The following is a 13904-nucleotide window of genomic DNA, read 5'->3' as shown; positions in this document are numbered from 1 at the left end:
GCATCGCACCTAGAATTGACCCCATGCCCGCAGGCGAATCGTTCTATATCACCACGCCCATCTACTACCCCTCCGACGTGCCCCACATCGGTCACGGGTACACGACGGTCGCCGTCGACACGTTGGCGCGGTGGCACCGCCAGGCCGGGGATGACACCTGGATGCTGACGGGCACGGACGAGCACGGTCAGAAGATGCTGCGGGCGGCTGCCGCGAACAACGTCACTCCGCAGGAGTGGGTGGACAAGCTCGTCAGCGAAGCATGGTTCCCGCTCCTGGAGACGCTCGACGTCGCCAACGACGACTTCATCCGCACGACGCAGGAGCGTCACGAGACGAACGTGCAGACGTTCTTCCAGCGCCTGTATGACCGCGGCTACATCTACGCGGGCGAGTACGAGGCGCTCTACTGCGTGGGCTGCGAGGAGTTCAAGCCGGAGTCCGAGATCGTCGACGGCACCGGTCCGTTCGAGGGACTCAAGGTCTGCGCGATCCACTCGAAGCCACTCGAGCTGCTGCAGGAGAAGAACTACTTCTTCAAGCTGAGCGAGTTCCAGGATCGGCTGCTCGACCTCTACCGCACTCAGCCGGACTTCGTGCGGCCCGATTCCGCACGCAACGAGGTCGTGTCTTTCGTAAGTCAGGGGCTGAAAGACCTGTCGATCTCGCGCTCGACGTTCGACTGGGGCATCCCGCTGCCATGGGACGAATCGCATGTCATCTATGTGTGGGTCGACGCGCTGCTCAACTACGCCACGGCTGTCGGGTACGGCTCCGACGACGAGAACTTCGCACGTCGCTGGCCGGCCTATCATGTGGTCGGCAAAGACATCCTCCGCTTCCACGCGGTCATCTGGCCGGCGTTGCTGATGGCCGCGGGCCTCGAGGTTCCCAAGGGCGTCTTCGCGCACGGATGGCTGCTGGTCGGCGGCGAGAAGATGTCGAAGTCGAAGCTCACCGGCATCGCACCCACGGAGATCACCGACGTCTTCGGTTCCGACGCGTACCGCTTCTACTTCCTCTCGGCGATCGCGTTCGGACAGGACGGATCGTTCTCCTGGGAAGACCTCTCGGCGCGTTACCAGGCCGAGCTCGCGAACGGGTTCGGCAACCTCGCGTCGCGCACGATCGCGATGATCGAGAAGTACTTCGAGGGGGTCGTCCCTCCTGCGGCCGAGTACACCGAGCAGGATCTCGAGATCCAGCGGATCGTGGCGGAGGCAGCGTCGAAGGCGGATGCCGCCGTCGATCTGTTCCGCATCGACGAGGCGATCTCGGCGATCTGGACCATCGTGGATGCCCTCAACGGCTACATCACCGAGAACGAGCCGTGGGCGCTGGCGCGCGACGAGGGTCAGCGTGCCCGGCTGGGCACCGTGCTCTACACCTGCGCCGAGGGTCTGCGTGCGCTTGCGGTGCTGCTCTCGCCGGTCATGCCGCAGTCGACCGGAAAGCTGTGGTCGGCGCTCGGCGCGGACGGCGCGCTCGGCGCCCTTCAGGATCAGCCCATCCGCGACGCCGGTACGTGGGGCGCGCTGCCGTCCGGCACCCGCGTCACCGCTCTCACGCCCCTGTTCCCGCGGGTGGAGTCCACGGCCTGACACATGGCTGAGACCTATGTACGCGAGCGCTCGGGCGACGGCCGCAAGGACCTGAAGTACCCGGCTGCTCCGGAGCCGCTCGCGGTGCCGGTCTACGACAACCACGCGCACCTGGAGATCCTCGACGGCGACGAGCCGCTGTCGCTCACCGAGCAGCTCGACCGCGCTCAGGCCGTGGGCATCGCCGGGGTCGTCCAGGCGTCAGGGGATGTCGAGTCGTCGCGCTGGGCGGTCGAGGCCGCGGCATCCGATCCCCGAGTTCTGGCGGCTGTGGCGATCCATCCGAACGATGCTCCGACCTACGCGGAGGAGGGGCGCCTCGATGAGGCGTTGACCGTGATCGATGAACTCGCGGCGCATCCGCGCACGCGAGCGATCGGCGAGACCGGTCTGGACTTCTTCCGCACCGAACCCGACCGCCAGGGTCCGCAGTTCGAGTCGTTCGAAGCGCACATCGGGTTGGCCAAGAAGCACGGCATCGCCATGCAGATCCACGATCGTGAGGCACACGGTGCCGTCTTGGAGACCCTCGTCCGCGTGGGCGCCCCCGAGAAGACGGTGTTCCATTGCTTCTCCGGCGACGACGCGATGGCGAGGACGTGCGCGGATGCCGGGTACTACCTGTCGTTTGCAGGCAACGTCACGTTCAAGAACGCTCAGAATCTGCGCGATGCGCTGGCGGTGACGCCCCTCGACCGCATCCTCGTCGAGACCGACGCCCCGTTCCTCACGCCGGTGCCGTTGCGCGGGCGCCCGAACGCGCCCTATCTCGTGCCGATCACCGTGCGGTTCATGGCCGCCGAGCTCGGGCTCGAGGTCGACGAGCTCTGCGCCCGGATCGCAGCCAACACGCTGCGCGTCTACGGAGCCTTCGCCGACTGAGACACGATCTGCGAGATCGGCTTCCACACCAGCAGCAGGGTGATCGCCGCACCGCCGAACGCGAACCACCAGGGTGCGGTGAGGCCCCAGATCTCGGCGATCACACCGCCCAGGGCCTGACCGATCACCATGCCGCCGAAGACGCCCACCATGTTCACGGAAGCCACTCGGCCCTGCAGCTCGGCGGGGACGAGTCGTTGGCGCACGGTCGTCGAGATCGTGCCCCAGATGAACGCGTAGGCGCCGAAGAAGAACATGATCACGAGCGCGACCCAGCCGGTGGTGGTGAGGGCGAAGGAGAGGTGCATGAGCACTTCGAGAGAAAGCACCACGCGCATGAGGGTGGCGAATGAGACGTGCCGTTCGAGCCAGCCGAAGCTGAGGGTGGCGAGGATGCCGCCGGCGGCGGAGGCCGTCGTGAGCGCCCCGTATCCGACGGCTCCCATGTCCAGGTAGTCCGTCGCGTAGAGGACGAGGACGCCCCAGGGGGCCGCCCAGGTGATGTTGAACACCAGGATGATGATGACGAGCATCCGCACCGGCGGGTTTCGCCACAACCATCGCAGCCCTTCCGCGATGTCGGTGTGCACGGGTGGGTGCACGTCGGTCTCGCGCGGCGGCACCGGCGTCTTCGCCATTCGCGAGATGAGCACCACGGCGAGTCCGACGCACAGCACTTCGAGGAGGAACGGCCAGGCCGTGCCGGCCGCGAACAGGAAGGCACCCAGCGGCGGACCGGCGAACTGGTTCGCCACCAGGTAGCCGGCCTGCAGGCGCGCGTTGCCGATGCCGAGGTCATCCGGCTTCACCAGCATCGGCAGCAGCGTGCTGCCCGCTGTATCGACGAAGACCTCCGCGGTGCCGTAGAGGAAGGCGACGGCGAGGACGATCCAGATGTTGGCGGTGCCCGTGACGAGGAACACGCACAGGGCGGCGAGCACCACCGCCCGCGCGCCGTTGGCGAACATCACCAGGCGGCGGCGGTCGAAGCGGTCGGCGATCGCCCCCGCGTGCAGGCCGAACAACAGCCATGGCAGGAACTGCAGGATGGCCCCGGACGCCACGAGCATCGGTGACGACGTCATCGACGCGATCAGCAGCGGCGCGGCGGCCAAGGCGACGCCATCGCCCACGTTGCTCGTCCAGGAGGACGCGAGCAGCCACCGGAAATCTCTGCCCATGCGGCGAGGCGCGACGAGTTCACCGAGGGAGGGCATCCCAGAAGGATACTGAGGGTAGGAGACAATGGAGGAATGACCGTCACCCTGCTCGGCGCCACCGAGATCCGCCGCCTTGCCGCCGAGCTCGACGTCACCCCCACCAAGAAGCTGGGGCAGAACTTCGTCGTCGACGCGAACACCGTCCGCAAGATCGTCCAGGCGGCCCACGTCCGCCCGGGAGAGCGCGTGGTCGAGGTCGGTCCAGGACTCGGATCGCTGACCCTCGCGATCCTCGAGGCCGGAGCATCCGTGACCGCTGTCGAGATCGACCACCGACTCGCCGCCCGCCTAGCCCAGACCGCGGCGGAGCACGGTGTCGACCCCGACATGCTCACGGTCGTGGATGCGGATGCTCTGCGCATCACGGAGCTTCCCGGGCAACCCTCGGTGCTCGTGGCGAACCTGCCGTACAACATCTCGGTGCCGGTGCTGCTGCACTTCCTGGAGAACTTCAGCTACCTGCAGCGCGGCGTCGTGATGGTGCAGGCAGAAGTCGCCGAGCGGCTCGCTGCGAAGCCGGGATCCAAGATCTACGGTTCACCGAGCGTCAAGGCGGCGTGGTACGGCGAGTGGAAACTCTCCGGAAACGTGTCCCGTCAGGTGTTCTGGCCGGTACCGAACGTCGACAGCCTGCTCGTCGGTTTCGACCGCTCCGAGGGGGAGCGCGGCAGCGAGGAGGAGCGCCGACGCACCTTCCAGATCGTCGATGCCGCCTTCAACCAGCGCCGCAAGATGCTCCGGCAGGCGTTGTCCGGAATCTTCGGCAGCTCTGCGGCGGCATCCGAGGTGCTCACCGCCGCCGGAGTCGCTCCGACCGGCCGCGGCGAGGATCTCACCGTGGAGGACTTCCAGCGCATCGCGCAGGCGGCTCCGTCGATCGCCGAAGAGGCCACAGGCGCTAATCTGGCACGGTGACCGAGTCTCCGCGCTTCCGCCCCGATGTCCCCGAGCTGCACCGTCCCTACGCCGCAGACGAGAGCCGCTACCAGCAGTTCGAGTATCGGCAGGTCGGGACGTCCGGTCTGTTCCTGCCGCCGATCTCCCTCGGCTTGTGGTGGAACTTCGGCGACAACATCCCGCTCGACAACCAGCGGGCCCTTCTGCGGCATGCCTTCGACCGGGGCATCACGCACTTCGACCTGGCCAACAACTACGGCCCGCCGTACGGCTCGGCCGAGAAGAACTTCGGGCGCATCTTCGCCGAGGACTTCCGCCCTTACCGCGACGAGCTGATCATCTCGTCCAAGGCCGGCTGGGACATGTGGCCGGGCCCGTACGGCGACTTCGCGAGCCGCAAGTACATCCTGCGCAGCGCCGAGCAGTCGCTCACCCGCATGGGGCTGGACCACGTCGACATCTTCTACTCCCACCGCGCCGATCCGGTGACGCCGATCGCCGAGACCGTCGGTGCGCTCGACACGCTCGTGCGTCAGGGCAAGGCGCTGTACGTGGGAATCTCGTCCTACAGTGCCGAGCGCACCGCCGAGGCCGTGGCGGTCGCGAGAGAACTGGGTACGCCGCTGGTGATCCACCAGCCGGCCTACTCGATCCTCAACCGCTGGGTCGAGGACGGTCTGACCGAGACTCTCGAGCAGTCCGGGCTCGGTGCCATCGCGTTCACCCCCCTCGCGCAGGGGCTGCTCACCGACAAATACCTCGGTGACGGCACAGCCGAGCGGGCGCAGAAGCGTGGCTCACTGCCCGACGCGCCGCTTTCGGAGGCTTCCCTCGAGACACTTCGTGCGCTGAACCAGGTGGCGAAGGACCGCGGTCAGTCGCTCGCCCAGCTGGCACTGCAATGGTCCCTCCGCAACCCGGTGGTCGCTTCCGCGCTGATCGGGGCCTCGCGCCCGGAGCAGCTCGATGAGAACATCGCCGCCGTGAACGGTCCGACCCTCACCACCGAGGAGCTCGCCCGGATCGACGAGCTCGCCGGAGCCATCGACGTCAACCTGTGGGCGACCTCGTCGGAACTGTGACCCGATCATGAGCGTCGCCGCCTCCGCCGAGTCCGTGCACGTGCGTGCGCCGGGGAAGATCAACGTCTACCTCGGGGTCGGCGCGCGGCACGACGACGGCTATCACGCGCTGGCGACGGTGTTCCAAGCGGTCTCTCTGTATGAAGACGTCGTCGCGCGGCACTCGGACGACTTCTCGCTGTCGGTGTCGGGTCTCGACGACGTGAGCGCCGTCCCGCTCGATGACCGGAACCTCGCCATGCGCGCGGCCAAGCTCCTCGCGACGGCCACGGAGCACACCGGGGGCGTCGATCTCGAGATCCGCAAGAGCGTGCCGGTCGCCGGCGGCATGGGCGGCGGATCGGCGGATGCCGCGGCCGCTCTCGTCGCCTGCGACGCGCTCTGGGGGACCGGTCTGTCGCCGGCGCGTCTGCACGACCTCGCCGCACGCCTGGGAGCCGATGTCCCGTTCGCGCTGCACGGCGGAACGGCGGTCGGAACGGGACGGGGCGATCAGTTGAATCCGGCGCTCGCACGCGGGCGATTCGACTGGGTCCTCGTGACGAGCGATCAGGGGTTGTCGACCCCGGTCGTCTACCAGCAGCTGGACGCGCTGCGCGACGAGGGCGGCGCGCTCGCCGACGAGCCGCCACTGTCGCTCGATGTCCCCATCCCCGTGCTGCAGGCCCTGCGCTCGGGTGATGCACTGCAACTCGCCGAGGCGCTGCACAACGATCTGCAGGCCGCGGCGGTGTTCGAACGCCCTGATCTCGAGGAGACGATCCAGCAGGGCATCGGTGCCGGCGCGCTGCAGGGGATCGTCTCGGGATCCGGCCCCACCGTCGCTCTTCTCTGCCCGGATCCGGAGACAGCACAGGACGTGCAGTCGTCGCTGCGCGCGGCAGGTCTCGATCCGCTGCATGTGCACGGCGCCGTGCCCGGCGCCCGCATTCTCGGCTGAGCCGGGACCCCTCAACGTGCACGTCGGCCGTTCGGCGTACATAATGATTGAATCAATGTGACCGTGCACATGCGAGGAGGCCTGCGATGTCCACCGCCTCCGAGCGTGCCCGTATGCCGAGCATCCGCGATGTCGCGCGCTTGGCCGGTGTCTCCCATCAGACCGTCTCCCGGGTGCTGAACGATCACCCGAGCATCCGTCCTGAGACGAAGGCCAAGGTGCTCGACGCGATCTCCGTGCTCGACTATCGGCCGAACCTCGCCGCACGCGCGCTGGTCACGAGCAAGTCGAACGTCCTCGGCATCCTCTCGGCGACGATCGGGGAGTTCGGCCCGACGTCGTCGATCGCCGGCATCGAGGATGCCGCCCGCGAGGAGGGGTACTCGGTCTCGACCCTGAATCTCGCGGACACGACGCCGGAGGCGATCGGCAACGCGGTGCGCCAGCTGGCTCGCGAGCAGGTGGACGGCATCGTCGTACTCGCCCCGCAGGTGCGCGTGTTCCATGTCCTTCGCGGCATGTCTCCCGACATCCCGTTCGTCAACCTGCAGACGGCTTCCGGGTCTGACGGAGTGAGTCTCTCCGCCGACCAGGTCGCCGGGGCCAGGGCGGCGACGGAGCACCTGATCTCCCTGGGGCACAGCGACATCCTGCATCTGGCCGGGCCGCAGGACTGGATCGAAGCCGAGTCGCGGATGCGTGGCTACCTTGACGGACTTCGCGAGGCGGATCTCCCCACCTTCCCGCCGATCCGCGGGGACTGGACGGCCGACTTCGGCTACTTCGCCGGTCAGGAGCTCTCGCGCCGCCGAGACTTCACTGCGGTCTTCGCCGCGAACGACCTCATGGCCATCGGGCTGATGCACGGCTTCCGCGATGCCGGCGTCCGGGTGTCGCACGATGTGAGCGTGATCGGCTTCGACGACATCCCGGTGGCCGCACACGTCGCGCCCACGCTGAGCACCGTGCATCAGGACTTTCCTGAGCTCGGTCGCCGTGCCGTGCGCATCCTTCTCGCGCAGATCCGGGGCGAGGGTGTGCCCGACTTCGGTCCGCTGCAGACCATTCTTCGGGCGCGCGAGTCCGCTGCATCACGGTAGCGACACGAAATTCGCGGCCGGGCTTGACATCGCTTCGTCCTGAGGAGGACGATGTAAACTCAATGTGAACGGTCACATCGAAGGTGACCGCACGTCCGCAAGGAAAGATTCGTGAGCACTACAGCAACGATGCCGACCGTGTCTGGCCCCATCCTGGAGATGCAGAACATCACCAAGGAGTTCCCGGGAGTCAAGGCGCTCGCCGACGTCTCGATCACCGTCCGGCCCGGCGAGATCCACGCGATCTGCGGCGAGAACGGTGCCGGCAAATCCACCCTGATGAAGGTTCTCTCCGGGGTGTACCCGTACGGGACCTACGAGGGGGAGATCCGCCTCTACGGTGAAGAGCAGCGCTTCCGGGACATCGCAGCCAGCGAGCAGGCCGGCATCGTGATCATCCACCAGGAGCTCGCACTCATCCCCGAGCTGTCGGTGACGGAGAACATCTTCCTCGGCAACGAGATCGCACGGTTCGGCAGCATCGACTGGCAGGCGCAGAAGCAGCGCACGATTGAACTGCTCGCACGCGTCGGGCTGAACGAAGACCCTGACGCCCAGATCAAGACCCTGGGTGTGGGCAAGCAGCAGCTCATCGAGATCGCCAAGGCGCTGAACAAAGACGTCAAGCTGCTGATTCTGGACGAGCCGACGGCCGCTCTCAACGAGAACGACTCGCAGCACCTTCTCGACCTGATTCTCGGGCTCAAGGCCAAGGGGATCGCGTCGATCATCATCAGCCACAAGCTCAACGAGATCGAGCAGATCGCCGATGAGATCACGATCATCCGTGACGGCCGCACGGTCGAGACGCTCGACATCTCGCGTGGCGAGATCAACGAAGACCGCATCATCCGCGGGATGGTGGGCCGCTCGCTCGAGAGCCGTTACCCGGATCGCACGCCCGAGATCGGCGAGGTGTTCTTCGAGGTGAAGGACTGGTGGGTTCAGCATCCCACCGTCTCCGAGCGCATGGTCGTCAAGGGCTCGAGCATCAATGTGCGCCGCGGCGAGGTCGTCGGCATCGCCGGGCTCATGGGCGCCGGACGCACCGAATTCGCGATGAGCATGTTCGGCCGGTCGTACGGCAACTTCCTCTCCGGAACGATGGTGAAGGACGGCCAGGAGGTCGCCCTGACCGACGTCGCGTCAGCCATCAAGCACGGTCTGGCCTACGTGAGCGAAGACCGCAAGGTGCTGGGACTGAACCTCCTCGACACCATCAAGCGCTCGGTCGTCGCGGCGAAGCTCTCGAAGATCGCCCGCCACGGTGTCGTCGACGATCGCGCGGAGTTCAAGGTCGCCGAGCAGTACCGCAAGGCCCTGCGCATCAAGACCCCCTCGGTGGAGGAAGGCGTCGGCAAGCTCTCCGGCGGCAACCAGCAGAAGGTCGTGCTGGCGAAGTGGATGTTCACCGATCCCGACCTTCTGATCCTGGACGAGCCCACGCGTGGCATCGACGTCGGGGCGAAGTACGAGATCTACGCGATCATCAACGAGCTCGCCGCCCAGGGCAAGGGCGTCGTCGTCATCTCCAGCGAACTTCCCGAACTCCTCGGAATCTCCGACCGCATCTACACCGTCTTCGAAGGTCGGGTCACCGACTGCATCCCGGCCGATCAGGCGACACCCGAGGCCCTCATGCGCAGCATGACGTCCGCGACCCAGAAAGCATCCGCATGACCACCGAATCCACCCCCGCGAAGAGCGGATTCCACTTCCGCGACATCACCAAGATGTTCGGCGGCGGGCAGTCGACGCTCCGCCAGTTCGGCATCCTCGGCAGCCTCGTCGTCATCCTGGTCGTCTTCCAGCTGCTGACCTGGATCTTCAAGGGACAGGGCCTGACGCTGTCGTCGGGCAACCTGATCAACGTCGTCAACCAGTACTCCTACATCCTGATCCTGGCGATCGGCATGGTGATGGTCATCATCATGGGCCACATCGACCTGTCGGTCGGATCGGTCGCCGCGTTCACCGGCATCGTGGTCGCCAAGGCCATGGCTGACTGGAACCTCCCTTGGCCGCTGGGCGTTCTCCTCGGACTCGGCGTCGGTGTCCTCGTCGGAGCATGGCAAGGATTCTGGGTCGCCTATGTCGGAGTGCCGGCGTTCATCGTGACGCTCGCGGGCATGCTGTTCTTCCGCGGCGCGAACCAGTGGGTCGGCGACTCGCAGTCGATTCCGATCCCTGAAGGATTCCGGGTCATCGGTGCGGGCTACCTGCCGGAGATCGCCCTGCCGCTGCCGTTCAACATCCCGACCATGCTGCTGGCTCTCGCCGGTGTCGCGTGGATCGTCTTCTGGGAGATCCGCACGCGCCGCATCCAGCACAAGATGCACTCCGATGTCGCGCCGCTGTGGGTGAGCGTCACCAAGGTCGTCCTCATCTCGGTCGTCATCCTCGTCGCCGGATGGCTCTTCGCGACCGGTCGCCCGGGCACCAGCTTCCCGATCTCGGGTGTCATCCTGCTGGCCCTCGTCATCCTCTACACGTTCATCACCAACAACACGGTCTTCGGCCGCCACATCTACGCTGTCGGCGGCAACCGCCAGGCTGCACGTCTGTCCGGCGTGAAGGATCGCTGGGTCGACTTCTTCGTGATGATGAACATGTCCGTCCTCGCGTCGCTTGCCGGCATGATCTACGTCGCCAGGGCGACGGCATCCGGACCTCAGGACGGCAACGGCTGGGAGCTCGACGCGATCGCCTCGGTGTTCATCGGTGGTGCCGCCGTCTCCGGTGGAATCGGAACGGTGATCGGGTCGATCATCGGTGGCCTCGTCATGGCGTTCCTCAACAACGGCCTCGCCCTGCTGGGTGCCGGTGCCGATGTGGTGTCGATGATCAAGGGCCTCGTGCTGCTCTTCGCCGTCGGCGTCGACGTGTGGAACAAGCAGCAGGGTCGTCCCTCGCTCATCGGCTTCATGACGCGCCGCTTCGGCCGCAAGGAGGACCCTGCGCTGCAGACCTTCGAACCCAACAAGACCTACCAAGCCCCACCCGTCGACAAGACGAGCGGAAAGTAGGGGTCGACTCGCGTTCGCACGCGCGACAGACCTTCACACACCAGAGAAAGAGATCACATGAAGAAGATTCTTCTGTCGACGACAGCGCTTGTCGTCGCGGGCGCCTTCGCCCTCACCGGCTGCTCTTCGGAGCGCGGCGGTGACACCGGTTCGGACTCGGGCGAAGAGGCCGCAGCCGGCTTCGAAGCCGGCTCCACGATCGGTGTCGCGCTTCCGGACAAGACCAGCGAGAACTGGGTTCTCGCCGGTCAGCTGTTCACTGACGGTCTCGAAGAGGCCGGATTCAAGGCAGACGTGCAGTACGCGCCGGCCAGCAACACGGTCGCCGAGCAGCAGAACCAGATCCAGGCAATGGTCACCGGTGGTGCGAAGGTCATCATCATCGGCGCGAAGGACGGCAAGCAGCTCGCGACTCAGGTCGAGGCTGCCATGGACGCCGGCGTCACCGTCATCGCGTACGACCGTCTGATCGAGAACACCGAAGCCGTCGACTACTACGTCGCCTTCGACAACTTCAAGGTCGGCCAGCTTCAGGGTCAGGCTCTGCTCGACGGTCTCGTCGAGCGCGCAGGCCACGAGGCGCCGTACAACGTCGAGCTGTTCTCGGGTTCGCCTGATGACGCGAACTCCGCCGTGTTCTTCGGTGGAGCGATGGATGTGCTGCAGCCGGCGATCGACGACGGCACGCTGAACGTCGTCTCGGGTCAGACCGAGATCGCCCAGACGGCGACCGAGGGCTGGAAGCCGGAGAACGCGCAGCGCCGTATGGACTCGCTGCTCACCTCGACCTACAGCTCTGAGACGCTGGACGGCGTGCTGTCCCCGAACGACACGCTCGCGCGCGCCATCATCACCTCGGTGCAGGGCGCCGGCAAGGACGTCCCGGTCGTCACCGGTCAGGACTCCGAGGTCGAGTCGGTGAAGTCGATCATGGAGGGCATCCAGTACTCCACGATCAACAAGGACACCACGCTCCTGGTCGAGCAGACCATCAAGATGGTCGGCCAGCTCCAGAAGGGCGAGGAAGTCGACGTCAACGACGAAGAGCAGTACGACAACGGCGTGAAGGTCGTTCCGGCGTACCTGCTCGAGCCGCTGATCGTCACGCAGGAGAACGCGGCCGAGGCGTACGAGAACGTCCCGAGCCTCCTCGAGATCGTGAAGTCGTACGAGTAAGAATCTCGTTTCACACGCGAACCGTCCGGCCTCTCTCCCTTCGGGAGTGGGGTCGGGCGGTTCGTTCGTTCGGCGGTACGCGTCATCGCACACGACCCGCTCAGAACGGGGCGCGCGCTCTGCCTGCCTCAGTGAAGCACACCGTGTTCTGGGCCGGCGGTCGGTCGTCGTAGACCCGGCCGGTCGGACTGGTCCATTCGAGGATGCCGCCGGATTGCTGTGCGACATGCCACGGGGTCCGGTGCTTGAGGACGTGGTGCCGTCGGCAGAAGTCGGCCAGATTGGAGTGTTTCGTCGCGCCACCGGTTGAGGCGGCGTCATTGTGGTCGAGGTCGCATTTCCGCGCCGCGATCCCGCAGCCAGGGAATCGGCAGCGTTGGTCTCTCGCTCTGAGGCGACGTCTGAGGTGTTTGCTCGGCCGGTAGCGGTCGACGGCGAGGAGACCTCCGGTGATCGGATGCGTGAGGACGCGATCCCATCCCGATGCGGAGCCGGCGAGGAACCGGGCGGTCTCCGTGTCGATCGGGACCCTCCCGTCGAGCTCGGGGGGAGGCGGCGGACAGCCATCTCGGGTGCCGAATCCGCCACAGGTGCCGCATCCGCCTGGCGTACCGTATTCACCCCGTGTGCCGAAGCTGAACGTCGCGCCACCCGCCGAATCGGCATCGTCGCTCATGAGCGTGGTCACCGGAACAGTGATCTCAACGCGACCGCGGATCTCGAGACCCGCCGTTGCGTGCGAGCGTCTTTGTGGCGCTCGTCGATCGTGCGCGGTTGGCGCTTCTCCGCGAGGCGCCGGGCGATCGGACGCAGCCGATTGGGCGACTCGGTCGCCGCGGCGACCAGTGCCTCTTCCGCGTATGCCTCTCAGTGTCGACTCGGCGGACTCCAAGGAGGCGATCAGATCGGCGAGCATCGCCATCCGAGAGTCCGTCGCATCGACCATCGCTTCCATGACTTCAGTCCATCACGGAGCACCGACATTCGAACGAAGCTTCGACGGGGCTAGCCCCAGAGCGGGTCGTCGGGGTCGGGGGAGTCTGTGCCGTCGGCGTCGGTCATGATGCGCGCTTCCGCGATCCACGATGTCAGCGCACCGTCGTGGAGCGTGTGGGGTCGCGGTGTGCCGAGCAGATCGGGGTTCGTCACGACGTCCAGCGGCTCATCGCTCGCGAAGATGACGACGTTGCCGAGTGGCCCTTCGTCATCGTTCGGTTCCGCGTCGAGAACGACGGCAACGTGAGCGAACACGGTGCTCAGCGTGGCTGCCTGTCGCCGTGAATACTCGAACGGATGCCCATCGAGCAGGTTCACTGCCACGACTCCCTCCGCTGCGGAGCGCGCGGCGACCCGGCGGTAGAACTCCTGGCTGGCCACACGATGTCGGATGACGGCGGCATCCCAGAGATCGACGACGGTGAAGCGCGCATCCACCCAATCGGTGTCGACCGCGGTGCGAGCAGTCGCTGCGGCGTCGAGCGCGGGGGAAGGGTGCAACGGCACGGACGATCGCTTCTCATCCGGAAGCTCTGCGTCTGCGACTGCTCGCGCATCGCCGAAGATGACTCGCAGATCAGCGCCGGGCGGCAGGGGCAGCGCGGCGACCACTGCTGCATAGAGAGCGGGCTCAAACTCGACCACGACCTGAGGTGATCCGGCACGCGTGGCCTCGACGTAGCGGGCCAGCGTGAGTGCTCCGGCTCCCAGATGCACGGTGAACAGCGGTGCACCGGGCTCATCCGCGGCGTCCATTGCTCTGGCGATGTGCTGGGTGTACGCGTACTCGAGCACGGTGGGATCAGTCATCGAGACGACGGACTGCGGAATTCCATCGACGCTGAGTTGGTAGCGACCGGGCCGCCTTCTCGACTGCACCAGCTTTGCCTTGCGATTGTCGAGCAGGAGCGAGAACACCCGGCGATTTCTTGGCACTCGTCGAGTTTAGGTCGGGCCAGGTCGGTCGGAGACCGCCTGCCGATC

12 protein-coding genes are annotated in these 13904 nt (G+C 66.3%); 9 read left to right on the top strand and 3 right to left on the bottom strand.

The window, feature by feature from the left end:
- The first annotated feature begins 23 nt into the window (after positions 1–23).
- Both metG and D7252_RS19305 read left to right on the top strand, forming a co-directional pair.
- A complete protein-coding gene (metG, locus tag D7252_RS19310; protein ID WP_120777214.1) occupies positions 24–1601 on the top strand; it encodes a methionine--tRNA ligase in 1578 nt (525 codons plus the stop codon).
- Between the two features lie 3 nt (positions 1602–1604).
- On the top strand, positions 1605–2483 hold the full coding sequence (locus D7252_RS19305) for a TatD family hydrolase (protein ID WP_120777213.1): 879 nt from the start codon (positions 1605–1607) through the stop codon (positions 2481–2483).
- On the opposite strand, the gene D7252_RS19300 is transcribed toward D7252_RS19305, so the two are convergent.
- Positions 2462–3700, bottom strand: coding sequence for an MFS transporter (locus D7252_RS19300; protein ID WP_120777212.1), 1239 nt, complete (start codon positions 3698–3700; stop codon positions 2462–2464). The genes D7252_RS19305 and D7252_RS19300 overlap by 22 nt on opposite strands.
- Before the next feature lie 36 nt (positions 3701–3736).
- On the opposite strand from D7252_RS19300, the gene rsmA reads away from it, so the two are divergent.
- The 7 genes from rsmA (at position 3737) to D7252_RS19265 (ending at position 11924) form a co-directional block, all read left to right on the top strand.
- The gene (gene rsmA / locus D7252_RS19295; protein ID WP_120777211.1) at positions 3737–4618 is read left to right on the top strand and encodes a 16S rRNA (adenine(1518)-N(6)/adenine(1519)-N(6))-dimethyltransferase RsmA; all 882 of its coding nucleotides are present in this window, start codon (positions 3737–3739) and stop codon (positions 4616–4618) included.
- Positions 4615–5682 carry an L-glyceraldehyde 3-phosphate reductase gene (mgrA, locus tag D7252_RS19290; RefSeq protein WP_120777210.1) on the top strand — a complete coding sequence of 356 codons (1068 nt, stop codon included), beginning with the start codon at positions 4615–4617 and terminating at the stop codon, positions 5680–5682. The genes rsmA and mgrA overlap by 4 nt, the downstream gene beginning before the upstream one ends.
- 7 nt (positions 5683–5689) lie before the next feature.
- Positions 5690–6622, top strand: a complete 933-nt coding sequence (locus D7252_RS19285; RefSeq protein ID WP_183055418.1) for a 4-(cytidine 5'-diphospho)-2-C-methyl-D-erythritol kinase — start codon at positions 5690–5692, stop codon at positions 6620–6622.
- Positions 6623–6708: 86 nt separating this feature from the next.
- Positions 6709–7722, top strand: a complete 1014-nt coding sequence (locus tag D7252_RS19280) for a LacI family DNA-binding transcriptional regulator (RefSeq protein ID WP_120777208.1) — start codon at positions 6709–6711, stop codon at positions 7720–7722.
- Positions 7723–7851: 129 nt separating this feature from the next.
- On the top strand, positions 7852–9402 hold the full coding sequence (gene mmsA, locus D7252_RS19275) for a multiple monosaccharide ABC transporter ATP-binding protein (protein WP_183055424.1): 1551 nt from the start codon (positions 7852–7854) through the stop codon (positions 9400–9402).
- On the top strand, positions 9399–10748 hold the full coding sequence (gene mmsB, locus D7252_RS19270) for a multiple monosaccharide ABC transporter permease (RefSeq protein WP_120777207.1): 1350 nt from the start codon (positions 9399–9401) through the stop codon (positions 10746–10748). Before mmsA ends, mmsB begins: the two co-directional genes overlap by 4 nt.
- A 57-nt stretch (positions 10749–10805) precedes the next feature.
- Positions 10806–11924: a sugar-binding protein gene (locus D7252_RS19265; RefSeq protein ID WP_120777206.1), complete on the top strand. Its 1119-nt coding sequence runs from the start codon at positions 10806–10808 to the stop codon at positions 11922–11924.
- A 100-nt stretch (positions 11925–12024) separates the two neighbouring features.
- On the opposite strand, the gene D7252_RS19260 is transcribed toward D7252_RS19265, so the two are convergent.
- Positions 12025–12612 (bottom strand): HNH endonuclease signature motif containing protein, encoded by a 588-nt coding sequence (locus D7252_RS19260; RefSeq protein ID WP_147406778.1) that lies wholly within the window; start codon positions 12610–12612, stop codon positions 12025–12027.
- A gap of 317 nt (positions 12613–12929) precedes the next feature.
- Positions 12930–13856, bottom strand: a complete 927-nt coding sequence (locus tag D7252_RS19255; protein ID WP_147406777.1) for a spermidine synthase — start codon at positions 13854–13856, stop codon at positions 12930–12932.
- Between the last annotated feature and the right edge of the window lie 48 nt (positions 13857–13904).

Origin of the sequence: Microbacterium sp. CGR2 (assembly GCF_003626735.1) — a bacterium.
Taxonomy (GTDB): domain Bacteria; phylum Actinomycetota; class Actinomycetes; order Actinomycetales; family Microbacteriaceae; genus Microbacterium.
The sequence above is the reverse complement of the archived record's forward strand: the minus strand, read 5'-3'. Positions and strand labels throughout refer to the sequence as shown.